General features: G+C 59.3%; 20 protein-coding genes, 1 other RNA gene and 1 pseudogene. 14 read left to right on the top strand and 8 right to left on the bottom strand.

Going from position 1 to position 25,492, the window contains the following annotated elements; all coding sequences use genetic code 11:
• Positions 1 to 33: 33 nt before the first annotated feature.
• Entirely contained in the window at positions 34 to 336 is a 303-nt protein-coding gene (locus H620_RS0121485) for an RnfH family protein (protein WP_027908018.1), read from the bottom strand.
• Positions 329 to 763 carry a type II toxin-antitoxin system RatA family toxin gene (locus H620_RS0121480; protein ID WP_023378606.1) on the bottom strand — a complete coding sequence of 145 codons (435 nt, stop codon included), beginning with the start codon at positions 761 to 763 and terminating at the stop codon, positions 329 to 331. Before H620_RS0121480 ends, H620_RS0121485 begins: the two co-directional genes overlap by 8 nt.
• 162 nt (positions 764 to 925) lie before the next feature.
• On the opposite strand from H620_RS0121480, the gene smpB reads away from it, so the two are divergent.
• Positions 926 to 1,408: an SsrA-binding protein SmpB gene (gene smpB, locus H620_RS0121475; RefSeq protein WP_023378604.1), complete on the top strand. Its 483-nt coding sequence runs from the start codon at positions 926 to 928 to the stop codon at positions 1,406 to 1,408.
• Positions 1,409 to 1,465: 57 nt separating this feature from the next.
• Here smpB and H620_RS0121470 read toward each other — a convergent pair whose 3' ends face one another.
• Positions 1,466 to 2,233 (bottom strand): FCD domain-containing protein, encoded by a 768-nt coding sequence (locus tag H620_RS0121470; protein WP_023378603.1) that lies wholly within the window; start codon positions 2,231 to 2,233, stop codon positions 1,466 to 1,468.
• 256 nt (positions 2,234 to 2,489) lie between these two features.
• Here H620_RS0121470 and H620_RS0121465 point away from each other — a divergent pair, with 256 nt between their 5' ends.
• From H620_RS0121465 to ssrA, 5 genes are all read left to right on the top strand, one after another.
• Positions 2,490 to 4,160, top strand: a complete 1,671-nt coding sequence (locus tag H620_RS0121465) for a lactate permease LctP family transporter (RefSeq protein WP_023378602.1) — start codon at positions 2,490 to 2,492, stop codon at positions 4,158 to 4,160.
• Positions 4,161 to 4,223: 63 nt separating this feature from the next.
• Entirely contained in the window at positions 4,224 to 5,399 is a 1,176-nt protein-coding gene (gene lldD / locus H620_RS0121460) for an FMN-dependent L-lactate dehydrogenase LldD (RefSeq protein WP_023378601.1), read from the top strand.
• Between the two features lie 59 nt (positions 5,400 to 5,458).
• Complete coding sequence (locus tag H620_RS0121455) at positions 5,459 to 8,269, top strand: FAD-binding and (Fe-S)-binding domain-containing protein (protein ID WP_027908017.1); 2,811 nt, start codon at positions 5,459 to 5,461, stop codon at positions 8,267 to 8,269.
• 675 nt (positions 8,270 to 8,944) lie between these two features.
• Complete coding sequence (locus tag H620_RS0121450) at positions 8,945 to 9,232, top strand: hypothetical protein (RefSeq protein WP_023378599.1); 288 nt, start codon at positions 8,945 to 8,947, stop codon at positions 9,230 to 9,232.
• Positions 9,233 to 9,335: 103 nt separating this feature from the next.
• Positions 9,336 to 9,727, top strand: a transfer-messenger RNA (tmRNA) gene (ssrA, locus tag H620_RS26755).
• Between the two features lie 201 nt (positions 9,728 to 9,928).
• Here the strand turns inward: ssrA and H620_RS26070 are convergent.
• Together H620_RS26070 and H620_RS0121440 are read right to left on the bottom strand one after the other, a co-directional pair.
• Positions 9,929 to 10,204 (bottom strand): annotated as a pseudogene (locus tag H620_RS26070) (integrase); the annotation flags it as partial.
• A gap of 57 nt (positions 10,205 to 10,261) precedes the next feature.
• On the bottom strand, positions 10,262 to 10,519 hold the full coding sequence (locus H620_RS0121440; RefSeq protein WP_027908016.1) for a hypothetical protein: 258 nt from the start codon (positions 10,517 to 10,519) through the stop codon (positions 10,262 to 10,264).
• Between the two features lie 116 nt (positions 10,520 to 10,635).
• On the opposite strand from H620_RS0121440, the gene H620_RS0121435 reads away from it, so the two are divergent.
• From H620_RS0121435 to H620_RS0121395, 8 genes are all read left to right on the top strand, one after another.
• Positions 10,636 to 11,508 carry a helix-turn-helix transcriptional regulator gene (locus H620_RS0121435; RefSeq protein ID WP_027908015.1) on the top strand — a complete coding sequence of 291 codons (873 nt, stop codon included), beginning with the start codon at positions 10,636 to 10,638 and terminating at the stop codon, positions 11,506 to 11,508.
• A gap of 819 nt (positions 11,509 to 12,327) precedes the next feature.
• On the top strand, positions 12,328 to 13,800 hold the full coding sequence (locus tag H620_RS0121425) for a hypothetical protein (RefSeq protein ID WP_244880977.1): 1,473 nt from the start codon (positions 12,328 to 12,330) through the stop codon (positions 13,798 to 13,800).
• Positions 13,797 to 15,287, top strand: a complete 1,491-nt coding sequence (locus H620_RS0121420) for a hypothetical protein (protein WP_027908013.1) — start codon at positions 13,797 to 13,799, stop codon at positions 15,285 to 15,287. Before H620_RS0121425 ends, H620_RS0121420 begins: the two co-directional genes overlap by 4 nt.
• Before the next feature lie 285 nt (positions 15,288 to 15,572).
• Positions 15,573 to 16,742, top strand: coding sequence for a hypothetical protein (locus H620_RS0121415; RefSeq protein WP_027908012.1), 1,170 nt, complete (start codon positions 15,573 to 15,575; stop codon positions 16,740 to 16,742).
• 395 nt (positions 16,743 to 17,137) lie between these two features.
• Complete coding sequence (locus H620_RS0121410) at positions 17,138 to 17,521, top strand: nucleotide pyrophosphohydrolase (protein WP_027908011.1); 384 nt, start codon at positions 17,138 to 17,140, stop codon at positions 17,519 to 17,521.
• A 24-nt stretch (positions 17,522 to 17,545) separates the two neighbouring features.
• A complete protein-coding gene (locus H620_RS0121405; protein WP_027908010.1) occupies positions 17,546 to 19,414 on the top strand; it encodes a DUF2075 domain-containing protein in 1,869 nt (622 codons plus the stop codon).
• Positions 19,415 to 20,007: 593 nt separating this feature from the next.
• Positions 20,008 to 20,250: a hypothetical protein gene (locus H620_RS0121400; protein ID WP_027908009.1), complete on the top strand. Its 243-nt coding sequence runs from the start codon at positions 20,008 to 20,010 to the stop codon at positions 20,248 to 20,250.
• A 132-nt stretch (positions 20,251 to 20,382) separates the two neighbouring features.
• Positions 20,383 to 20,646: a DUF3077 domain-containing protein gene (locus H620_RS0121395; protein WP_027908008.1), complete on the top strand. Its 264-nt coding sequence runs from the start codon at positions 20,383 to 20,385 to the stop codon at positions 20,644 to 20,646.
• Positions 20,647 to 20,717: 71 nt separating this feature from the next.
• Here H620_RS0121395 and gabP read toward each other — a convergent pair whose 3' ends face one another.
• The 3 genes from gabP to H620_RS0121380 form a co-directional block, all read right to left on the bottom strand.
• Entirely contained in the window at positions 20,718 to 22,109 is a 1,392-nt protein-coding gene (gabP, locus tag H620_RS0121390) for a GABA permease (RefSeq protein ID WP_023378589.1), read from the bottom strand.
• A gap of 492 nt (positions 22,110 to 22,601) precedes the next feature.
• The gene (gudD, locus tag H620_RS0121385) at positions 22,602 to 23,969 is read right to left on the bottom strand and encodes a glucarate dehydratase (protein WP_425311465.1); all 1,368 of its coding nucleotides are present in this window, start codon (positions 23,967 to 23,969) and stop codon (positions 22,602 to 22,604) included.
• A gap of 24 nt (positions 23,970 to 23,993) precedes the next feature.
• Positions 23,994 to 25,343, bottom strand: a complete 1,350-nt coding sequence (locus H620_RS0121380) for an MFS transporter (protein ID WP_023378587.1) — start codon at positions 25,341 to 25,343, stop codon at positions 23,994 to 23,996.
• Between the last annotated feature and the right edge of the window lie 149 nt (positions 25,344 to 25,492).

Here is a 25,492-nt window from a genome sequence, read left to right as displayed (position 1 = left end):
TCGCATCCGGGCTTTTTTGTGCACCCCAGGCGACTAGCGCTTGGCCCTGGCCTTGGCGGCGCGCTGCTTGCGCGCCTCCAGAGGGTCGACCAGCAGGGGCCGATAGATCTCCAGGCGATCGCCCTCCTCTACCTGGCGCACCGCCGGGTCACTGACAACTTTGCCGAAAATGCCCACAGGGCAACCTTCGACATCCAGACCGGCCACCTGCCCCGCAATCCCCGAAACACGCAACGCCTCGCGTACGGTCGTACCACGGGGCACTTCGCAGGCAAGCAACCACTGGCGCTCGGGCGTGGCGTAGACCACTTCGATTTTCAGCGAGCGCTCAACCATTGAGCTGCTTGGCGCGCTGGCAGAACGCATCTACCAGGGTATTCGCCGCCTGGTTGAACAACGGCCCCAGGGTTGCCCGCACGATAGGCCCGGCATAGTCGAAGGACAGGTCCAGGCTGATCTTGCAGGCCTTTTCACCCAGCGGCTTGAACACCCATACACCATGCAACTGGGTGAACGGCCCTTCTTCGAGATTCATCTCGATGGACTGGCCTGGCACCAGCACATTGCTCGTTACAAACTGCTGGCTCATGCCACCCTTGGCCACTTCCAGCTTCGCGCGCATGTGCGTATCGCTGGCTTCGATCACGGTCGATGCCGAGCACCAGGGCAGGAACTTCGGGTAGCTGGCTACGTCGTTGACCAGATCGTACAGCGCCTGGGCGGGATACGGCAGCAGGGCGGAGCGTTGAATATGGGTAGTCATCCAGGCGTCACTTCCAAGGCTGGGTGGCGGCGCTTCGCAGCGTGCCGAAAACAGGTTCTGTGCAAAAGACAGGGCCCGTATTGTCCGGTATTCATTCCACTGGCTCAAGCACACTGAAATCCCGTAGCCGACGACGCAGCGACTGCCTATAATGCCGCCCCTATGGCTAAACAAAAGAAACATCCGACCGGGACCATCGCGCAGAACAAGAAGGCGCGACACGATTACTTCATCGAACACAAGTTCGAGGCCGGACTGGTCCTGTCCGGTTGGGAAGTAAAGAGCCTGCGGGCCGGCAAGGCACACCTGACCGACAGCTATGTGCTGCTCAAGGATGGCGAGGCCTGGCTGTTCGGCAGTCACATCACCCCGCTGACCACCGCCAGCACGCATGTCATCGCCGACCCCACCCGCACCCGCAAGCTGCTGCTGAACAAGCGCGAGCTCGAGCGCGTGGAAGCCTCCGTGGCGCAAAAAGGCTACACCTGCGTGGCGCTGTCGCTGTACTGGAGCAAGCACCTGATCAAGTGCGAAATCGCGCTTGGCAAGGGCAAGAAGGAGTTCGACAAGCGCGATACCATGCGCGAACGCGACTCCAACCGCGAGCTGCAGCGTGCGGTGCGCAACAAGGGCAAGGAAGAGTAATACGCTTCGGCCTGTGCTGGCCCTTTCGCGGGCAAACCCGCGAAAAGGCCAGCGTACTCAACGCCCGCTACGCCGCTCCGCCCGCGCGACCCGCTGCGCCTCTTCATGCGCCTCCTCCAGCACCTCCTGCACATACAGAATGTGCCGGCTGGACACCTCCCGCGCATCGTCAGCCCTGCCCTCGACAATCGCCAGGTACAGCTCCCGGTGCTGACTGATCAGCATGTCCCGGGTTTCTGAGCGCTGCTGGTACATGCCGCCGATATTGGTCACCACGTTACGCTTGAGCAGGTCGAACAACCCACGGATGGTGTGCAGCAGCACCGCATTGTGGCTGGCCTCGGCAATGGCCAAGTGGAAACGCGCATCGGCTGCGCCCTCCTCCGCCCGGGTGACTTCATCGACCCGGGTATAGCAGTCCTGCAAGGTGTCGAATGCCGCCTTCAGGCGCACGCGATCAGGCTCGGTGGCACGCTGCGCCGCGTAATAGGCGCAGGACGCCTCCAGGGTATGGCGAAACTCGAGCAAATCGCGCTGCGCCTCGGCGCTGTGCTCGAGCAGCTGGAGCAGAGGGTCACTGAAGGTCGAACCGAGGCTCTGCGCGACATAGTTGCCGCCACCCTGACGGCTGACCAGCAACCCTTTGGCCACCAGCTTCTGGATGGCCTCGCGCAGCGACGGACGGGACACCCCGAACTGCTCGGCCAGCACGCGCTCCGCAGGAAGCCGCTGCCCGGAGGTCAAGGTACCCTCGAGAATCATCCCTTCCAACCGATCGACGATGTCGTCGGACAGACGCCGTTGGCGGACCTGATCAAAAACCATCACATGCTCTCCACGAACCCCCTGCTTGTTTCGGGGGGCGTCTATTCTCGCCGATCCGCGCCGCGCAGACACCCATCAGCTATGGATTTTGCCAGCCAATCAGCTGGCCACTCATCGGCACGCGACCAAAGTTTTGCCTCGGACAAATTGACACACCCACGACAGCGCTTTTAACCTAGCGTCCAGCCATTGTAAATTGGTCTTACCAATTATCCAATGCCAGTGCCTGACCAACAACAATTAGGGGCCACCCCATATGCAAACCTGGCAACAACTCTATACCCCGCTTGGTAGTCTCGGCCTGTCCGCACTGGCGGCGGTCATCCCTATCGTGTTCTTCTTCCTCGCGCTCGCCGTGTTCCGCCTCAAAGGCCACGTCGCCGGCAGCATCACCCTTGCACTGTCGATCCTGGTGGCGATCTTCGCCTTCCAGATGCCTGCCGACATGGCCTTCGCCGCCGCCGGTTATGGCTTCCTCTACGGCCTCTGGCCAATTGCCTGGATCATCGTTGCCGCGGTGTTCCTCTACAAACTCACGGTCAAGAGCGGCCAGTTCGAAGTCATCCGCAGCTCGGTGCTGTCGATCACCGATGACCAGCGCCTGCAGGTGCTGCTGATCGGCTTCTGCTTCGGTGCCTTCCTCGAAGGCGCGGCCGGCTTCGGCGCACCGGTGGCCATCACGGCCGCGCTGCTGGTCGGCCTGGGCTTCAACCCGCTGTACGCCGCCGGCCTGTGCCTGATCGCCAACACCGCGCCCGTGGCCTTCGGCGCCCTGGGTATCCCGATCATCGTTGCGGGCCAGGTCACCGGTATCGACGCCTTCCACATTGGCGCCATGACCGGTCGTCAACTGCCGCTGCTGTCGCTGTTCGTACCGTTCTGGCTGGTGTTCATGATGGACGGCCTGCGCGGCGTGAAAGAAACCTGGCCAGCAGCCCTGGTCGCAGGCCTGAGCTTCGCCGTCACCCAGTACTTCACCTCGAACTTCATCGGCCCAGAACTGCCGGACATCACCTCGGCACTGGCCAGCCTGATCGCCCTGACCCTGTTCCTGAAAGTGTGGCAACCCAAGCGTTCGTTCGCAGAAGCCAAGGGCAGTGTCGGCGCCGCCGTGGTCAGCAGCGGTGGCAGCCAGCCTTCGCCCTACAGCCTGGGCGAGATCTTCAAGGCCTGGTCGCCGTTCCTGATCCTCACCGTGCTGGTCACCCTCTGGACCCTGAAGCCGTTCAAAGCCGCCTTCGCCGCTGGCGGATCGATGTACAACTTCGTGTTCAACTTCGCCATCCCGCACCTTGACCAGCTGGTGATCAAGACCGCGCCGATCGTCACCACCGCCACCGCGATGCCGGCCGTGTTCAAGCTCGACCCAATCTCCGCCACCGGCACCGCGATCTTCCTGTCGGCGCTGATCTCCATGGCAGTGCTCAAGATCAACGTCAAAACTGGTCTGACCACTTTCAAGGAAACCCTCTGGGAGCTGCGCTGGCCCATTCTCTCGATTGGCATGGTGCTGGCCTTCGCCTTCGTCACCAACTACTCGGGCATGTCGTCGACCCTGGCACTGGTGCTGGCTGGTACTGGCGCTGCGTTCCCGTTCTTCTCGCCGTTCCTCGGCTGGCTGGGCGTGTTCCTGACCGGTTCCGACACCTCGTCCAACGCGCTGTTCAGCTCGCTGCAGGCCACCACCGCGCACCAGATCGGGGTCAACGACACCCTGTTGGTGGCTGCCAACACCAGCGGCGGCGTGACCGGCAAGATGATCTCGCCGCAGTCGATCGCCGTGGCCTGCGCCGCGACCGGCCTGGTCGGCAAGGAATCCGACCTGTTCCGCTTCACCGTCAAGCACAGCCTGTTCTTCGCCACCATCGTCGGCCTGATCACCCTGATCCAGGCTTACTGGCTGACCGGCATGCTGGTTCATCACTAAAGTGAAAGGGGCCGGGCGCCATGGCGCGCCCGGTAACTTCCTCAACCCACGCTGCGAGAATCCATGATCATTTCCGCCTCCACCGACTATCGCGCCGCGGCCCAACGCAAGCTGCCCCCTTTCCTCTTCCACTACGCCGACGGCGGCGCGTACGCCGAGCACACCTTGCGTCACAACGTCTCGGACCTGGCCAGCATCGCCCTGCGCCAGCGCGTACTGAAGAACATGTCCGAGCTGAGCCTGAAGACCCAGCTGTTCGATGAAACCCTGAGCATGCCCGTGGCCCTGGCGCCCGTTGGCCTGACCGGCATGTACGCGCGCCGTGGTGAAGTGCAGGCGGCGCGCGCAGCCGCTGCCCATGGCATTCCGTTCACCCTGTCCACGGTGTCGGTGTGCCCGATCGAAGAAGTGGCTCCGGCCATCGACCGGCCCATGTGGTTCCAGCTGTATGTCCTCAAAGACCGCGGCTTCATGCGCAACGCCCTGGAGCGCGCCAAGGCCGCCGGCGTGAAGACGCTGGTGTTCACCGTCGACATGCCAGTGCCGGGTGCCCGCTACCGCGATGCCCACTCCGGCATGAGCGGCAAGAACGGCCCGCTGCGCCGCGTGCTGCAAGCCATGACCCACCCTGAATGGGCGTGGGACGTTGGCGTGATGGGCCGCCCGCACGACCTGGGCAACATCTCCAAGTACCGGGGCAACCCCACCGGCCTGGCCGACTACATCGGCTGGCTGGGCAACAACTTCGACCCGTCGATCTCATGGAAAGACCTGGAATGGATTCGTGAATTCTGGGACGGCCCGATGATCATCAAGGGCATCCTCGACGCCGACGACGCCCGCGACGCGGTCAAGTTCGGCGCCGACGGCATCGTGGTGTCCAACCACGGCGGCCGCCAGCTCGACGGCGTGCTGTCCAGCGCCCGCGCCCTGCCGGCGATTGCCGACGCGGTGAAAGGCGACCTGAAGATTCTCGCCGACTCCGGCATTCGCAGTGGCCTGGACGTGGTGCGCATGATCGCCCTGGGTGCCGACACCGTCCTGATCGGCCGCGCCTTCCTCTATGCCCTCGCCGTCCACGGCCAGGCTGGGGTGAAGAACCTGCTCGAACTGTTCGAGAAGGAAATGCGCGTGGCGATGGTGCTGACCGGTGCCAAGTCGATCAGCGAAATCACCCGCGATTCGCTGGTTCGCGAACTGGGCGCGCTGAGCCGCTCCCACGAAGCCATCCCCGCCTGACTGCCTGATAAACCCGGGGCACGCGGCGCGACAGACGCCCGGCCCCGCGAGGAGACTGCATGAGCCTGCCCGCCGCGTTCCTGCGTGATGCCGAGCGCCTGATCCCCGCCGAACGCCGTTTCGACGACCCGACCTCGACCCTGGCCTTCGGCACGGACGCCAGCTTTTACCGGTTGATTCCCAAACTGGTCGTGCGCGTCGAGTCCGAGGACGAAGTGGTCGGCCTGCTCCACCTGGCCCAGCGCGAACGCGTGCCGGTCACCTTCCGCGCGGCTGGCACCAGCTTGTCTGGCCAGGCCATCAGCGACTCGGTGCTGATCGTCCTGGGCGACAACTGGAACGGCCGCGAAATCCGTGGCCAGGGCGAGCAGATCCGCCTGCAGCCCGGCGTCATCGGTGCCCAGGCCAACGCCTGGCTGGCCCCCTTTGGCCGCAAGATCGGCCCCGACCCGGCCTCGATCAATGCCTGCAAGATCGGCGGCATCGTCGCCAACAACGCCAGCGGCATGTGCTGCGGCACGGCCCAGAACACTTACCACACCCTGGCCGGCATGCGCCTGGTGCTGGCCGATGGCACGCGCCTGGACAGCGAGGACCCCGCCAGCGTCGCAGCCTTCGAGCACAGCCACGCCAGCCTGCTCGACGCCCTGGCCCGCCTCGGTCGGGAAACCCGCGCCAACACCGAACTGGCCGACCGCATCCGCCACAAGTACCGGCTCAAGAACACCACCGGTCTGTCGCTGAACGCCCTGGTGGACTACGACAAACCGCTGGATATCCTGCAGCACCTGCTGGTCGGTTCCGAAGGCACCCTGGGCTTCATCAGTGCCGTCACCTACGACACCGTGCCGGACCACCCGCACAAAGCCAGCGCCCTGCTGGTATTCCCCAGCGTGGAAAGCTGCTGCCGCGCCGTGACCGTGCTCAAGCGCCAGCCGGTTTCCGCCGTCGAACTGCTCGACCGCCGCAGCCTGCGTTCAGTGCAGGACATGCCCGGCATGCCGCTGTGGGTAAAAGGCCTGTCGGACCACGCCTGCGCCCTGCTGATCGAGTCCCGCGCCGCCAGCCGGAGCTTGCTGCACGAACAACTGCAGCAGGTAATGACCTCCATCGCCGAGTTCCCGCTGGAGCAGCAAGTCGACTTCAGCGAAGACCCCGCGGTGTACAACCAGCTGTGGAAAATCCGCAAGGACACCTTCCCCGCTGTCGGCGCCGTGCGCCAGACCGGCACCACCGTGATCATCGAAGACGTGACCTTCCCCATCGAGCAACTGGCCGAAGGCGTCAACCGGTTGATCCAGCTGTTCGACAAGCACCGCTACGACGAAGCGATCATTTTCGGCCATGCGCTGGAGGGCAACCTGCACTTCGTCTTCACCCAAGGCTTCAACAGCGCCGAGGAAGTGGCGCGCTACCAAGCCTTCATGGATGACGTGGCGCAACTGGTGGCGGTGGAGTTCGGCGGTTCGCTCAAGGCCGAACACGGCACCGGCCGCAACATGGCGCCGTTCGTCGAATTGGAGTGGGGCCATGATGCCTATCAGCTGATGTGGACGCTCAAGCGCCTGCTCGACCCCAACGGCATCCTCAACCCGGACGTGGTGCTGAGCGAAGACCCGGACATCCACCTCAAGCACCTCAAGCCCCTGCCAGCGGCCGACGAGATCGTCGACAAGTGCATCGAGTGCGGCTTCTGCGAGCCCGTGTGCCCGTCCAAGGGCCTTACCCTCAGCCCACGCCAACGCATCGTCATGTGGCGCGACATCCAGGCCAAGAAACGCGCCGGCATCGACACCCGCGAACTGCTGCAGACCTACCAATACCAAGGCATCGACACCTGTGCTGCCACCGGCCTGTGCGCCCAGCGCTGCCCGGTGGGCATCAACACCGGCGAACTGGTGAAGAAATTGCGCAGCCAGGCCGCCGAGCATGGCAAGACCGCCGATTGGCTGGCCGACCACTTCGGCACCGCGCTGGGCGGTGCCCGCCTGACCCTGACCGCCGCCAACACCGCCCGCAAGCTGCTCGGCGCCCCCCGCCTGGGCCGCCTGAGCGCCAGCCTGAGCAAAGCCAGTAAAGGCCGCTTGCCACAGTGGACGCCGGCGATGCCCCAGCCGCTGCGCCCGCTGGATTTCGGCACGGCCAGCAACGACGCCCGACCACGCGTGGTGTACCTGGCTGCCTGCGTCTCGCGGGTGATGGGCCCGGCTTATGCCGACCGCGAGCAAAGTTCACTGCTCGACAAGACCCGCGCCCTGCTGGAAAAGGCAGGTTACCAAGTGGTGTTCCCGGAGAACGCCGACAGCCTGTGCTGCGGCCAGCCGTTCGCCTCGAAAGGTTATCCCGAGCAGGCCGAGCACAAGCGCCAGGAGCTGATCAACGCCCTGCTGCATGCCAGCCGTGGCGGCCTCGACCCGATCTATTGCGACACCAGCCCCTGCACCCTGCGCCTGGTGCAGGACCTGGGTGAAACCCGCCTGGACCTGTACGACCCGGTGCGCTTTATCCGCACTCACCTGCTCGACAAGCTGGAGTTCACCCCTCAGGACGAGCCGGTGGCCGTGCATGTGACCTGCAGCACCCAGCACCTGGGCGAGAGCCAGGCCCTGATCGACCTGGCGCGGCGTTGCAGCAATCAGGTGGTGATCCCGGAAGGTATTCACTGCTGCGGCTTTGCCGGTGACAAGGGCTTCACCACGCCTGAGCTCAATGCGCATTCGCTGCGCAGCTTGAAGGATGCGGTGCAGTATTGCAGTGAGGGCATTTCTACGAGTCGTACCTGTGAGATTGGGTTGTCCAGTCATAGCGGTATCGACTACCACGGGCTGGTGTACCTGGTGGACCGCGTGACACGGCCTCGGGGGGGCTGAGTTGAGGGCGGTGGGTGGTCTCGAGAGGTGATCGCCTTGAGGTGTTCAGGGGGTGGGAGATCGAGCGCCGCCCGCGCGGCGCATCGCGAGCAAGGCTCGCGCCTACGTCTGTTTCGGGCCAGTCACGACAGTGACAGGTGCGCGCGACCGCCTGGTTTGTACGACACGATATGGTGCCATGCACCCAGGCGTTCGCGCGCGAATCCCGCAGGAATCGTAGGAGCGAGCCTTGCTCGCGATGCGCCGCGCAGGCGGCGCTCGATCTCCCAGGCCCCCATGGGCGATGCCTTGGGGGTGATCAGCCAGTTCGAACGTGTACCCTGGAGGCAGAATTAGCGCCTGCACGCCCTAATAGGTGCGTTGGTCGGGCGTAAGCGCAAAGACAGTTGGCTCCCTACGTCTGTTTCGGGCCAATAACGCCAGTGACAGATCCGCGCGACCGCCTGGTATGTACGACCCGGTATCGCGCTAGGCACCCAAGCGCTCGCACGCATATCGCATCGGCAAAAACGGCCCCCAACCAGTGTAGGAGCGAGCCTTGCTCGCGATGCGCCGCGCCCAATCCCCCTAACAACCCAAGCCCTCCCCCCCACCACCACCCCGATTGAACCCTCGGCACCTCCCCACAGTCCACCTAACAGGCCCACCTTCCAGAGGCCCTCAAAGGAGACACCCATGAAAGGTACTGCGCTTTCCGCCCTCTTCGCCGCGGCCACCCTCCTGGCTGCCCCAGCGTTCGCCGCCGAAGACCTTTGCACGGCCAACCTGCAGAAAATCGACGACAGCATGGCCACCGCCGGCGCCACCTCCGAAGGCCTGGACAAAGCCATCACCGAGCACGTCGACAAAGCCAAGGCAGCACAAGCCTCAGGCGATACCAAAGAGTGCATCGCCATCACCACCAAAGTGCTTGAGCGTCTGGAGAAAACCGACAAGAGCAGTGGCTCCCCGAGCGGAGCGTGACCCCAAGGGGCGGGCGACAGGACGGACAGTCGACGTCGCCCGCGCAAACGCGTATACTCCATCGTGCGTACCGAAAGGTAAGCCAGCTAGAGAGCTGTAGCGTGGGGCCGATCAGGATTCGACGCCGGTAGCGAAACTCTAGGTGCATGCCGAGTTGGTAACAGAACTCGTAAATCCACTGTTGCAACTTTCTATAGTTGCCAATGACGAAAACTACGAGGGCTACGCTCTCGCTGCGTAAGCAGCTGAGCCCGCTCTCCTGGTAGCTTCGGCTCCAGCAATCATCAGGGGATGCCTGTAAACCCGAAATGATTGTCATACAGAACAGGATCGTCGTGTAGCACGTTGGGGGCAAAGCGACTAAAACTTACCCAACTCGTCCAAAGCACCCTGCCCGTCGGGCGGCTGCGGATTAACTCAGTAGACACGGCTAAGCATGTAGTACCGACAGCGGAGTACTGGCGGACGGGGGTTCAAATCCCCCCGGCTCCACCAAATAATCCTTACAAATCAGGCACTTAGCGAACCTCGCAAGTGCCTTTTTTGTGCCTAAATGGGTTGTTTTGGCTCGGTAATGCCAGCTTTATGACAGCCTTCCTAGCCCATTCCACATCTGCGGCTAAGCCCCCATCGCATCAACCGTCAGTGCGTTTTCCGACGATTTTTCGGTTTGAAATCAAGCCACAGCGGTCTGGCAAACTGCACAGGCCGCTGGGTTTTCTGCTGCATCACTATCGCTAGCGATGACACGTGCTCCCCATGAGCAACGTCGCGTACGCGAAGCTTGGTCAGATCACATGCTCGTAGCTTGCTGTCGATGGCCAGATAGAAAAGAGCTAAATCTCGAGTTTCCTCCGCGATTTGAAGCCTTACCGGAATGGCCCAGCTGTCTTTCAGTCGGAGCGGTGCTTTTCGCCCGACCAATTTTCCTTTGTTCCAAGTCTGATGGCTGCTGGTCGAAGTGGTTTTCATGGCTTGTCCTCCATGTGAGGGAGGACAAGGATGGTCAGCTCGCCCCAGAGGCGCTATTCATTTGCCCTCTGGCCCTACCGCGTTCATTAAAGCTACCTTCCTCTGCAACTGATCCACATGCGCTTTCTCCGCCCGCAACGCCGAACGCAGTTCCCTATTCTCCGCCTCATGAATACGCGCCCAACGCAGGCTCGTACGACAATTGACGATCACCGCCCACATCTTCTGCAGCTTCAGGTAGTGGGCCAACAGCAGTACAGCAATCACCACCATCATCACCAGCGCCGCTATCGAAATCACATCCATCGTAGTCATGCTCATCCTTTCGCTAGGTAATTTGTTCCGAAGACAGCCAGAGGATATGTAGTGATTTTTTACACGTATAGATTGTAGACTTGTACAGGTAAACAAATCACGCACATGGACGGCCCATGAAACGCACTCAAGAGATCAATCAGATCCGCTGGGACCTGGCACTTCGCTATCGTTTGATCGAGACCGTGGCTTGGTGGGAAGGCCGCCTGACCACAGGCCATCTGATGCAGAGCTTCGGCATCAGCCGCCAGCAGGCGTCCAAGGACATCAATACCTACATCGCCGAACATGCGCCTCAAAACCTTACATATGACAAGCAACTGAAGGGCTATGTGCCGAGTAAGCACTTCAAGCCGCTGTTCATCGACGACAGTGCCAATGCTTACCTACAACTGCTGAACCAGACCCACTCGCGAGCACCGCATGTGGAGGGACTGGCGCTGGCCTATGCACACACCAAGGTGCTGGAGGTACCGGACCGTACAATTCGTCCAGAGGTGCTGAGACCGCTGCTTAAGGCATGCCGTAATGGAGAGGTGATTGCCGTTGAATACGTGTCGTTGGCAAACCCGGTTCCGGAGACGCGACTAATCTCGCCGCATACCTTGATCTACACAGGCATGCGCTGGCATGTACGGGCCTACTGCGAGAAGAACCGCAAGTATCGGGATTTCGTGTTGAGCAGATTCCGCGGGGAACCGGAATTCGAGCGTATGAGCGAGAAGCTGATCAGCGATGACGAGGAATGGAACACCTTCATCGATGTGATCATCGAGCCAGATTCGCGACTGAAGCCTGACCAGAAGGCGATCATCGAAGTCGACTTCGGTATGGACGATGGCGAACTGGTCATTTCGACGCGGTGCGCGCTCGTGGGTTACGTGCTTCAGCGCTACCAAATCGATCCGAAAAAATTAGAGCCCAAGGCTTCAGCGCAGCAGATCGTCGTAAAGAACCTGGAGACATTGACCCCTTGGCTCTATATATAAGCCCTGTCGCAGGAGATACGACTGTTGAATCGCGGCCAGTGTGCAGGCGTATATAAAGTTTGCGACGCACCATGGTGCTAGAGATGTGCGGCGCTTCGACACCCGTTGACTCACTTGTCGAAGCTCCACATCGAGTAGTCCACGGGCAAGCGCCCTTCCCTCCCGGCCCCAGGCTCGAATATCCCCTATCGAACTACCAGCCCCTTTCCAACTACCCCAGGTATGCACCCGTGCCTCAGCCCCCACAACCTGCATGGATTGTTTACCTGTACATGTAAACACTCTAGATACGCGCTGGAAGCCTACATATCGTGCCCCTGTCCTGACACAGTTTTCCTCATCGAGTCAGGGCGCTGCGTCAAATCCAACAAATCAAATCCCGAAAGGAACAAGCCATGAAAAATCTCTTGGCAGCCATTGGGCTCGTGGTGCTGATCAAGAAGAGCTACGAGTTGTACCGCGAATATTCTGAGCTAAAGCGCGCCCATTCGGCACGCAAGGAGGCCCAATCGTGAACGGCCTGCGCTTAGCCGCTATCGCCTAAAGTCAAAATGGCATTGCGCCATCATCCGAGTTAGCATGTCGCGACTCGCTTAACCTAGAAAAGGATCTTTCATGAGCGTTAGCGCCTATCTCCGCGAAAACCTCGGCTCTATCTCTTCCAAGAATGTTTCCGTTGCTCCGGGGATCGACGAAAAAAAGCTGAACAACGCACTCAAGGCATTCGCATACAACGGGTTGCCTGGAAATGTCGTGGCGTTGTTCGACAACACCCTGTTCGGCACTGCAAAGGACGGCCTGTTGTTCACTGGCGAGCAAGTGATCTACCGCTCCGGATTTGCCGACCCGATCCATTTCCCCTACGAGGGGATCCGCAGCGCCAAGTACACCCAGATGCACACCGGAAGCATGGACAAGCTCGAACACGCCCTGATCATCGAGCGCAAGGACAATAGCCAACTGGTCATCAAGGACCTGAGTGATTGCGACTATGCGGCGCTCGCATCCGTACTGCAGGGCGTGATCGAAAACTTCACCGATTTCCAGGACGAAAAGCAGCTCATCCCGCTCGAAGAGATGGACGAAGCGGTCAAGGTGGCTTACCTCAAAGTCATCGTGAACATGGCCTACGACAACGACGAGGTCATCGATGAAAAAGAGTTCGCGGAGATCCTGCTGTTGATGACGCGGCTGGAGTTGGAACCCGAGTCGCGCCTCACTATGCGCTCCTACATGACCGGTTTCAACCAGGTGGCACCGCTAGAAACGCTGCTCGCGGAGCTGGACAGGCATTGCCCACGGGGGCAGATCAGGCCGCTGCACATCTCGCTGACCAAAGACTTGATCAACCTGTACTTCTCCACTGGCGGCAGCTCGCTGGAGACCTTCGGCTTCCTGCAAAAAAATCGCGCGCTCTTGCAGGTCACCGATGACGAGATCGATCTCGCTGTCACCGCCATCCGTAACGACCACAGCATGCTGAAGGATGACGTCACCGATGACCAAATCGTCAGCGCACTGAAACTTCTTTCGGCGAAGGCCGCGGCTGTCGGCACTCCATTGGCCGCGGTGTATCTCTCGGGTTCGGTGGTGGGCATGTCCGCGGCCGGGCTTACGTCCGGCCTAGCGACTCTGGGCATGGGCGGTATACTCGGCCTGTCCGGCATGACCACGGGAATTGGTGTCGCCGTGTTGCTCGGTGTGGGCGCATACGCAGGCATGCGCAAACTGACGGGTGCAGATGAGCTCACGCGCTCGAAGCGACGCGAACTGATGCTGATCGAGGTCATCAAGCAGACCCAGGCCACCATCTCGCTGCTGATGCAAGACCTCAACCACATCACCGATCGGCTGAACCAGGCCCTGGCCGAGCATGGCGAGCAAGGTCAAATGATTCAGCGCCTTACCGCCATGATGGGGCAGATGACCGGCGCCGGTACAGTGCTGACCAACAAGTGCGAAGCGACCCAAAGCAGCGCGACCAAACTGCGCTGCGCTCGTTTCCTCGACGACGCCAAGCTAAAGACGCTCATCAAAGAGCCTACTAAGGCAGAGCTCTACGACTTCATCAGGTCGTTCTACGAAGAGCGTTCGTTCTCCCAGGAGAAAGATGGCCAGCAGATCGAGACGTTCAAGCTCGCGATCAAACCAGGCGTTTCGCCGAAGGCACTGGAGAACCTTGCCCGAGCTTTCGAAGCGGTCGGTTATTTCAACGTCAGCGATGTACTTGTCGGCGGCGCCGCCGATATCGCAGACAAGGCCAAGGGCAAGCTGCTTGGCCTGTTCTCATGAGCAAGAAGGATGCGTTGACCGAACAGGCCCAGGCGATGCTGGTGCAAAAGCACCAGTTGAACTCCGCGCAAAACCACTTGGGACTGGTCGATGGTGTACTGCAAAACCTGCAGGTTACGCAGTCACAGAGGCGCAAGCAGCTCGAACTGATGCTGTTCGAAGCTCAAACGCTGGTCGAAAGGAACCAGGTGATTTTCGAGGTGGATGACGACGATGCGGTGCTTGTCGAGAGCAGCTATGTCGTACAGGAAAACATCGTGAGCGTCGCCACGCCGTTGCCAAGCCTCGACTTCATCGACATGAATGGCAACAGCGGCTGGAGTGGTTACCTCGACAAAGTCACTGCCTATGCCCAGCGGCAGCGGATCGAGTTTGGCCACGATCCGTTCCGCGACCTGATGAGCGCAAGCCAACGCATTGCGCTGGAAAAGCGCATACGCGACGAGTTCTCGTACAAGGGCGCTCACTGCGACAAATACGACTACATGATCGCCGGCACCTGCGGCTTGATCGGCGGCCTAGTGGACGTTCTATTCGTCGGCCTCCCCGGCAAGGGGGCGCTCACCCACTTTACGGACGACATGACCGATAAAGCGGTGCATAAGTTTGCTTCTTGGAACGGTTGGCAAGGTCCCAACAAAGACAGTGACCCGGTAACCAGTGCCATTGGATTCCTTGAAAGGCAGTACAAGGTCAACTACGACCATCGGCACGGGGGCGATGTCAGCGGCCTGTTCAAGATGAGTACACGCAACCACCACATCAAGAGCCTGGCGCATTCTCCGGACCTTGTCGGGTTGTTCTTCTCGATACTCGATCAATTCATCAGTACCGCACATTTCGTCGATGGCGGCCGAATCATCAGTGTCAATACCGATACCTTCGAACTCAAGGGATCGAACCTGGTGGCCAAGCTGTTCTGCGGTTTCATGAACTGGCTGGGGCACTTGTTCTCGGATGTGGCCGGTTCCTCTGGCGCGAAGACACGGGGGGCGGGTATTCCGATTCCGTTCTACTCGCTATTGCAATTCATCAACGTTGGCGAGTTTGGGCAACATCGGCAAACCTTCGCCACGATCGCCGTCCAAGTATTCGAAAAGGGCTACGACCTACGTCATGGCCTAGCAATGGCTATTCCGGTGATGCTTAGCGAAATGTTGACCCGAGTGATGTGGATCGTGAAACAGCGCTTCTATCACGAGAAGGAATGGGCTCAGTGCATTCCATCGTCCACCAACCCCGAACTTCAGCGGATGTTACTGGTGGCGCACGGCACGCTTTGCGTAGTGGATGGCGCCGATGCGGCGATTCGATCGGGCGGCGACATGATCCAGTTCATGTTGCGCTCGAATCTTATTGCCTGGGCGCGCTTCGGTACCCTTGCACTCAAGGAACTCAACTCCTGGTACCAGGACGGAAGGCTCGACATCAAAGCCGTCGACACTTACCTGGATGGTGAATACGAGCGACTTGCGGCGAGCGTATGAGCGATTCAAGGAATGAAACTCTCTGCTACAGATTTACGAGGGAGTCCGCCTGATTAATGCCCGTACTGTGGCCTGATCACAAGCCAATCAATCCAGCCCTAGCGGACGGAAGCACCACACAGCCACAACTTAGAACTTTGATACTCATAAAGTTGGCGCCCGCGGCCTTGTCCTCCGGCGCGCGGGTGATGACGCAGACACAGAAAACAGGACTGGCTGGGAAGTTCGCGACAAAAGCTTCGCGCACGATCGCCCTGTATTTAAATTATGCCAAGGAATTAATGCATGAACCTAAAGAAGCCTTTAACCTTTCAAGAGGAAATAAAAAGGACATTTAAACGGATTTTTACATATTGGGCACCACTCAGTATGATTATAGGTGGTATTGGGACGACTTTGGGATTCTATACACTGTCGGCCTATACGACAGCCATCGGTCGTCCGGATTTGATGGCTTCAGCAATTGAAGCTAAGTCAGCATTGGTACTTTGGCTTTCAGTAATCTCGCTATTGGTTGCGGTCTATTTTCTTGTGCTCATGACAACGAGCATGTTATTTGGGCTATCTGTCTCGCTCTTCAATGACAGTCCTAATCTTCAAGCCGACTTGGTAATAGTTCTAGTTTTCCCAGTACTGTTTGGAATTGCAGCGCTGATGGTAATGATTTTCAAAGGCGTAACGATCGCTGACGGTTATAAACTAATTTGCGTAGTCTTGTATGGGTGTTTAACAATTTTGGCTCTTCGGAAAAGCCAGACGTTCAGAGAAGCTGTGGACTATTGCACAACCATAGACCTAGCGGGAAGCTTAAAAAGCAAGGTGACTCGCGTCTTCTTTTTGATTATCTTGGCATTAAGCCTGATCGGCACGGTTATTTCGACGGTGCTACCCGTGAGCCTCATTCTTAAGGCCTACTCAGGTGAAGATACGCCTGAGGCCATTACTAAGTTGATGCTGATATCTATTATTTTCGCCAGTATGACGCTGATTCCAGTAGTCGTATTCTATACCAGTAAAGCCGATCTTTTTAAACGAATATCACTATGCTTAGCGACGGCATCCGTGGTCTCGGTAGTCATCATTGGGGGGGCACCGGGAGGCACTCTGACCATTGTGTACTCAGCGGCTTCCCTGATGAAGGTCCGCGACCCAATGGTAGCCAAATTCTTGCTGACCGAGAATTACGCTACAGAAGACTTCGATACTGAGGTTTGGGATTCAGTAGAGACATTACGCACACATCCTCTGGTCTCCGCATTTCCACTTTTTTCTTTTGGGGAGGTGCTACTGCTTTGCCCGGCAAAACTGGTAAAAACCGAGCTTAAAGATTGGCCCAACAAATCGGCTTATTGTGTTTTAACGAAAAGTAGCAAAACGCTTCAGATGCCACGAAAATCTCAGATGAAGGCAGCAAAAATTTTAACTAAAACCGAATCTCGAAAATCTGCAACTTGAACTGGAGGGCAGCAGACGACCCAAGCTGCCTTTCGCAGAGCACAGAGATCTAGCTAAAGCAGACATTCCAAACGGCTGCTGAACCGGTGGCGCTTCAATCGTCCGCTTTTGGCCGTCAGCGGCCCTTCGACATGGGCCGGTGAGGGCCGAAAGCATCCCGCTACCAACCATAAATTTGGGGCGTTTGCTGCCGATCAGTTTGATTGGCTCATCCATCCATCTCGCGAGGACGAATGGCCGCCTCGCTCGATGCGGATAGCGAACTATGGCTAGCAGTCTTGCTAACAGCAAACAGGCGAGACAAGACACAAAAAAAATGCGAAAGCAGCAAAAACTCTTACAATCTCAGGCGTATTTCCTACACATTTTCTCAACGATGCCCAAGAGATAGCCCCGTGAGTGACTCAGACAGCTCATCCACACCCATGGTTGACGTAGTGAAGCTCGCCGCATCCCTCCAGCGGTTCGCAGATGATCGCGACTGGCAGCAATTCCACTCCCCCAAAAATCTCATCCTGGCTCTCACTGGCGAGGTAGGCGAGCTGTGCGAGATTTTCCAATGGATGAGCGATGCCGATTCGATCTCCGCCGCAACAGATCCCGAAATCGGCCAAGCCGTTAAGGACGAATTGGCGGACGTATTGATGTACCTGGTTCGCCTGAGCAGCGTACTTGGCATTGACCTCAACGAGGCGGTGACACAGAAACTCGCCTCGAATGGTCAGAAGTACCCCGTAGATAAAGCCAGAAGCAGCAGCAAAAAGTACGACCGACTCTGACCCACACGCACCTAAGGACAACCCGTGATCGTTTACGCTGCGACCAAACAGCAATTTCTTAAAGACAACGATAACGATGACATTGAGGAGGTGATCCTCAGGCATTACAAGGAAGCTACCGGCAAGAACGTTGGCTCCTCGGAAATCAGATCGTGGCAAGGGTCTCTGACGTACATGGCCAAGGTCCTTAGAGATGAGGGTCTCCCGAGCGATGCAGGTCTGGCCATTGAATTGCACATTCCACAGTCGTCGAAACGAATCGACTTTCTACTCACCGGTCGCGACGAAAACCAGGCCAAGAAGGCCGTACTCATCGAGCTGAAGCAATGGAGCAAGGCCAACGCCACAACCAAAGACGCCATCGTCAAAACGGCGTTGGGTGGCGGCCTCATTGAGACCATTCACCCGTCCTATCAGGTATGGTCCTATGCAGCGCTGCTGGAAGGCTTCAACGAGGCGGTGTATAATAAAAGCATCGAAATCCGTCCGTGCGCCTACCTCCATAACTACGTCAGCGACGGTGTCATAGATTCAGCCCACTATGAGCCCCACATCAGCAAGGCTCCGCTGTTTCTGAAAGGCCCGGAAGAGCTCAGTAAACTCAGAACCTTTCTGAAAAAGCATATAAGTCATGGCGACAACAAAGAGGTTCTTTACGAGCTGTCCGAAGGAAAAATTCGCCCATCCAAGGCGCTAGCCGAAGCCCTCGCGGGGTTGATGAAAGGCAAACCCGAGTTCGTATTGATTGACGATCAGAAAGCAATTTTTGAGTCGGCGCTTGCGGCGGCAAGCGAGGCTTCGGACCAAGCACCCAAGGTGATGATCATCGAAGGTGGACCGGGCACCGGAAAAACTGTTCTGGCTATCAATCTGCTGGTGAAGCTCACCGAATTGAAGCTGATGAGCAAATACGTCTCCAAGAATGCCGCCCCTCGCAAGGTCTACGAAAGCAAACTGGTTGGCACCATCAAGCGCAGCCATTTCTCGAATTTCTTTTCAGGCTCTGGGGCATTCATCGACACTGAGCCCAACACATTCGATGCGCTCATCGTGGACGAAGCTCACCGACTGAATGAGAAAAGCGGGCTGTATGGAAACCTTGGGGAGAACCAGATCAAGGAGCTGATTGACTCAACGAAATGCTCCATTTTCTTTATTGATGAGGACCAGCGTGTAACCTTGAGCGATATCGGCAGCAAGCAGGCGATACGCGCCTTTGCAGAAGCCAAGGGTGCTGTGGTTGAAGAACACGTGCTGTCTTCGCAGTTTCGCTGCAGTGGTTCTGACGGTTACCTGGCATGGCTGGATGACACGCTAGGCATTCGCTCGACGGCAAATCCGACGCTTGAGACCCAAGAGTACGAGTTTAAGGTGTTCGACTCACCTCAGGCGATGCATGACGCAATCAACGAGAAAAACCACGGAAACAAAGCTCGTGTGGTCGCGGGCTATTGCTGGCCTTGGTTGAGCAAGAAAGACCCCACCGCTGCTGATATCGTCATTGGTGACTACAAACGCCAATGGAACCTGGATCAAGATGGCAGCCTATGGATCATCGCTGAGAACTCCATCGAGCAGGTTGGCTGCATTCATACCTGCCAAGGTTTGGAAGTCGACTACATCGGCGTGATTATCGGGCCAGATCTAGTCGTACGTGACGGTCAGGTAGTGACATCCCCGGATGAGCGCGACAAGCACGATAAATCGATTCGCGGCTGGAAAAAAATGATGAAAGAGCAACCTACCCTCGCGAAAAGTGAAACAGACCTGATCATCAAAAATACGTACCGAACCCTGATGACACGCGGGATGAAGGGTTGCTACCTGTACTGCACCGACAAAGAGACGGCGCAATACTTCGAGAGTCGGCTTAGCCAACACGGCAATCATTGAAGATATCGTTTGCTAGAAAGCCCCTGTACCGGCGAGCGCAGGGGTAACGATCAACAGTGCGACCATTTGCTTGATAAATTCGACCCGATTCGTTTTTGGGGGCGGTTCTCAAAACGCACCGTCCATCGGAATCCAGACCACGCAGCGTTCCAACTGGTATTCCAAGCACTTTTGTCCACCAGCCAAAACAAATAGATACCGACTTGTTTCAGATTACCCCGGCCCACCAAACATTCCAAAAAAGAAGACGCCTTCGTGCGTCTTTTTGCGCCTGGCATTTTGGGTACGCGAACCAGGAAAATCAGATTTAACCCCTTTCATGTAGGACGTTTCCCAAAGATACTCCCCGCGCCTGTTTTCCGTTGCAGACGTCTATTCAGGGTCTTAGTCTCGGGCGGTCGTTGCTCATCAACGGCATGACTTTGACAGGTCGCGACGGTAAACAACAGCACGGCTCGCCTCTATGGCAGCTGTACGTGCGGGCACGCTTGCGTGCGCCGGAACTTTGTTGTTTCCGCCGGTCTGTCAACCCGCGTACAGCTGCCACCCTCTGTTTGACAGCAGGGAGTGAGAGCCCTGATATGGAAGCAATCATGTTGAAGATAGTGCCGGATCCACCCCACCACCTCCATTCCCTGGAAGACACGCTCATCCTGGCCTCGGACTACGCAGTCTGTGCCGAAGCCGTCGCGCATCAAGCGATGCTGATGCAGCCCAAATCGCCCGCATCGTTGCTGCTCATGGCGTCGATGCACGAGCTCGAAACCCTGCGAAGGTTACTCGAAACCGCACTGGCCCAGGTCCAAAAACCAGCGGACCCGCAAACGCTGCATTGACCCGCCATCACGACCTGCCTGGCCCTTTTCCCCCCACTCAGCCCCGCCTCGTCGAGCGCTGAACCTGTACGAGCTCGGCTTGCCGGCAATAGGGCCAGCCCAGGCACCGTCCCACCCCAGGGAGACTCCTCAATGGCCACCGAAGACATCAAATGCACAGTGGGCAAAACCATCTTCTACCAAGGTGAAAACCAGACCCACCCCCTGTTTCGCATCGAAGCCGGCATCCCCTGCCAAAACGCCCGCGAACAGGCCTCGGAACTGATGGGCTATGCACGAGACCTGACCATCGACGGGTTGATGGAGGACAAACCCAGCCTGATATGGGCTGAGCATTACCTCTGCGCGCTGGGCAAAGCCCTGCTGGATGATGCTGAATTGGGCCTGCTGCGTTGAAGCAAGTCGCCCCCAAACAAAAAGAGCACCCATCCCAGGGTGCTCTTTTCACCTTCAATCAGTGAACCCCATCAGCCCACCGACCGCACCGCCACTGCCCGCGCATGCCCACGCGAGGTCACGATCCCTAGGAAGGAAATCACGATCGCCAGGCTCAAGGTCGCCGTCACCTCAGCCCGGTGCTCCGGGGTATACATCATCACCGCCAGCGCACCGCTGATGAAGGCAATCACCGCCCAGGTCAGCCATGGGAACAGCCACATGCGGAACTTCAGCTCGGCATTTTCCCGCTCCAGGCGACGGCGCATGCGCAGCTGGGAAATGGCGATCACCAGGTACACCAGCAAAGCGATGGCGCCGGAGCTTGCGAGCAGGAACTCGAAAACGCCCTTGGGCGCGAAGTAATTGAGGACGGCGATGGCCGCGCCGATCAGGGTGCTGCCGAACACGGCCGCACGCGGCACGCCGACCTTGGAGGTCTTGTTGAGGAAGGCTGGGGCATCACCGCGCTTGGCCAAGGAGTACATCATCCGCGAGGCGATGTAGATCGACGAGTTCATGCAACTGGTGACGGCGATCAGCACCACGAAATCCACCATCAGTGCGGCATTGGGGATGTTCATGATCTCCAGCGCGCGCTGGTACGAACCCACCACCGCAAGCTGTGGATCGTTCCACGGCACCACCGAGATGATCACGAAGATCGACAGGATGTAGAAGGTGCTGATGCGCCAGATCACCGAGCGGGTGGCCTTGGCGATGTTGCGCGAGGGGTCGCTGGACTCGGATGCGGCGATGGTCACCGCCTCGGTGCCAATGAAGCTGAACATCACGGTGATGAAGGCACCGACCACCGCCGACCAGCCTTTGGGGGCGAAGCCGCCGTACTCGGCCATCAGGGTGCTCAGGCCGCTGACTTCGCGGTTGGGCAGCCAGCCCATCAGCGCGGCGAAACCTAGGCCGATGAAGCCCAGAATCGCCGTGACCTTAAGGATGGCGAACCAGAACTCGAACTCACCGTACTTGGCCACGCTGAACAGGTTGGTGCTGGCCAGCAGCAGGACTGACGCGAGGGCGAAGATCCAGCTGTCCACCTGCGGGAACCAGGCGTTGAGCACGTGCCCGGCGGCAAGTGCTTCGATGGGAATCACCAGGACCCAGAACCACCAGTACAACCAGCCGATGGTGTAGCCGGCCCAGCGGCCTATGGCCTGGTCGGCGTAGGTGGAGAATGAACCCGTATCGGGGTGCGCTACGGCCATTTCGCCGAGCATGCGCATGACCAGCACCACCAGGGTTCCGGCCACGAAGTAAGAAAGAATGGTTGCTGGCCCGGCCGCCGCGATGGCGTGCCCGGAACCCACGAAAAGTCCGGCGCCGATGATGCCCGCGATGGACAGCATCGTTACGTGACGTGGCTTGAAACCTTGTGCAAGGTTGCCATCAGATCCCACGGTGCTCATTGATGTTGTTCTCTTTTTGCTGACACAAGGAAAGGACGGGCAGACGTAAGCGAAAAAATCTCCTTGGGAAGAACGTAAGGGGCACGTCACTCGCGCTCTGTTGTAGGCCTTTTGCACGCTTTACAGAGCAACGCGCCAGCGGAATTCGGGCTTCATTTAAGCCCCGTGAGGCTGTAGGAAATTACACGAGAACGTCCCGTAGGTGCGCGATCACGACAAGGGTTTTCCGATTGCGTCACAAGTTGCAGATGGCGTGTCTGAACGCGCCTGCTGGCGGATTGGAGGTTTCGTTTTTCATGCGGATGTGCTGGGGCGGCGTGAGCCTGCGGGGCGGGGTTAAGGGCGGAGTAGACGTTTCCGGGAGGATGGCACCGGCTTCGCCGGTGTTCGCGAGTGAAACGCGCTCCTACAGGATCCCAGCGGTTTTTGGGGACGGCGCCGTGCCTGCAAGAGCGGTTTATCCGCGAAAGGGCTTTCGCGAGCAGATTGGAATCAGCGCACCAGGCAGGGCCGCTTGTGATCGAACGTCCAGCCCGGAATCAGAAATTGCATCGCCACGCTGTCATCCCGTGCGCCGAGCCCCATGTTGCGGTAGCACTCATGGGCCTTGGCCAGTTGGTCTTCATCGAGCTCCACGCCCAGCCCGGGGCGCTGCGGCACGCGCACATGGCCGTCGACGATGCGCAGCGGCTCGCGCGTCAGGCGCTGGCCGTCCTGCCAGATCCAGTGGGTGTCGATCGCGGTGATCTCGCCCGGCGCCGCGGCCGCCACCTGGGTGAACATGGCCAGGGAAATATCGAAGTGGTTGTTGGAGTGCGAGCCCCAGGTCAGCCCCCAGTCGTTGCACATCTGCGCTACACGCACCGAACCCTGCAGGGTCCAGAAGTGTGGGTCGGCCAGCGGAATGTCCACCGACTGCAACTGAATCGCGTGGCCCATCTGCCGCCAGTCGGTGGCGATCATGTTGGTGGCGGTCGGCAGCCCGGTCGCACGACGGAATTCCGCCATCACTTCACGGCCCGAGTAGCCATTTTCGGCACCGCATGGGTCTTCGGCGTAAGCCAGCACAGCGTGCTTGTCGCGGCACAGGGCGATGGCTTGCTTGAGTGACCATGCACCGTTGGGGTCCAGGGTGATGCGTGCCTCAGGGAAGCGCTCGGCCAGGGCGGTGACCGCTTCCATCTCCTCCTCGCCACGCAGCACGCCGCCCTTGAGCTTGAAGTCGCCAAAGCCATAACGCGCCTTCGCAGCTTCCGCCAGGCGCACCACGGCCTCAGGGGTCAGGGCTTTTTCGTGGCGTAGGCGGAACCAGTCGTTATCGGCGTCGGCTTCGTTGCGGTAGGCCAGGCTGGTCTGCTGACGGTCACCGATGTAGAACAGGTAACCCAGCATCTTGACTGCTTCGCGCTGCTGGCCTTCACCCAGCAGTGCTGCCATCGGCACCCCCAGGTGTTGGCCAAGCAGGTCGAGCAAGGCCGACTCGATGGCCGTCACCGCGTGCACGGTGATGCGCAGGTCGAAGGTCTGCAGGCCACGACCAGCAGCGTCGCGGTTGCCGAACGTCTGGCGCATGGCGTTGAGCACGCGCTGGTAGTGGCCGATGGGCTGGCCGACCACCAGGCTGCGGGCGTCCTCCAGGGTCTGGCGAATGCTCTCGCCGCCAGGCACTTCACCCAGGCCGGTATTGCCAGCACTGTCACGCAGCACCACAACGTTGCGGGTGAAGTACGGGCCATGGGCACCGCTGAGGTTGAGCAGCATGCTGTCGTGGCCGGCCACCGGGATCACGCGCAGGTCGGTGACCACTGGGGTGGCGGTGTGTACCGGGGAGCCGCTGAAGGATTCTGGAGTGCTCTGCATGTTCATGTAGGGTTTCCTGCAGGTTCAGTGGGTCTGGCTCAACGCCGACTGCGGCTTGAGGCTGTTCGAGGAGGTGTTGGGGCGGGTGCGGACGAAGAACACCAGGATCGCTGCCAGTACCGAGGTCACCGCCAGGCCATACAGGCCACCCTGGATCGAGCCGGTCTGCTGCTCGAGCAGGCCGAAGGTGGTGGGAGCGACAAAGCCACCGAGGTTGCCGACGGAGTTGATCAGGGCGATCACCGCCGCAGCGATCCGCGCATCCAGGTACCCCTGGGGGATTGGCCAGAACAACGACGAGGCCGATTTGAAACCGATGGCGGCGAAACACACGGCGACGAATGCGAAGACCGGCCCGCCCGTGGTGGACATGAACATGCCGATGGCCGCGACCACCAGCGCGGCGGCCACCCAGGCCTGCTGGAACTTCCAGCGCGCCGAGCCTGCCGCGAAGGCATACATCGCCAGGATCGAGATCAGCCAGGGGATGGAGTTGAAGAAGCCCACCTGAATGTCGGACAGCTCGCCCATGCGCTTGATGATGCTCGGCAGCCAGAAGGTCGCTGCGTAGATGGTCAGCTGGATGCAGAAGTAGATCACACAGAACAGCACGATCTGACGGTCCTTGAGCAGTCGCCAGGCCGACACCTTCACCACCCCGCCCGCCTCGCGCTCACGCTGCTCGCGGTCGATGGTTTCGACCAGGGCATCCTGCTCGGCCTTGCTCAGCCACTTGGCGTCCTGTGGTTTGGAGTCGAGCCAGAAGAACACGAAGAAGCACAGCACCACCGAGGCCATGCCTTCGATGAACAGCATCCACTGCCAGCCGTGCAGGCCCATGCCCTGAATCTGCATCAAGGCGCCGGCCAGGGGCCCGGAAATCAGCGATGCCACTGCCGAACCGCTGAGGAAGATGGCAATGGCCTTGCCGCGCTCAGCAGCTGGCAACCAACGGGTGAAGTAATAGATGACCCCTGGGAAGAAACCGGCCTCGGCCACCCCCAGCAGGAAGCGCAGTACATAGAACTGGGTTTCGTTCTGCACGAACGCCATGGCCGTAGCGACCAGCCCCCAGGTGAACATGATGCGGGTCAGCCACAGGCGTGCACCGACACGCTGCAACAGCATGTTCGACGGCACTTCGAACAGGGCGTAGCCAATGAAGAAAAGCCCTGCGCCGAAACCGTAGGCCGCCGCGCTGATACCAAGGTCGCTTTCCAGGTGCGGGCGCACGAAACCGATGTTGACGCGGTCGAGGTAGTTGACGATGAACATGATGACGAACAGCGGCAGGACATGGCGCTTGACCTTGGCCACGGCACTGGCCAACGCGTCGCCACCGCTTCGGGCGGACGGATCGAGGGTGTCGTTCACGTGAAATCTCCCACTAATTGTTTTTGTGCGGGTCGAGAGGCTGTCGTTGGCGGGAGGCAGTCCGCCGGGGTTGTCTGACAGGCCAGTGGGAACGAGCATATTCGCCGGGCAGTTGTACGACAAGACGTGAAAAACCGTCTAAATGGCAA

Origin of the sequence: Pseudomonas taiwanensis DSM 21245 (assembly GCF_000425785.1) — a bacterium.
GTDB classification, from domain to species: domain Bacteria; phylum Pseudomonadota; class Gammaproteobacteria; order Pseudomonadales; family Pseudomonadaceae; genus Aquipseudomonas; species Aquipseudomonas taiwanensis.
Note: the sequence above shows the minus strand (reverse complement) of the source record. Positions and strands in the feature narration are given on the sequence as shown.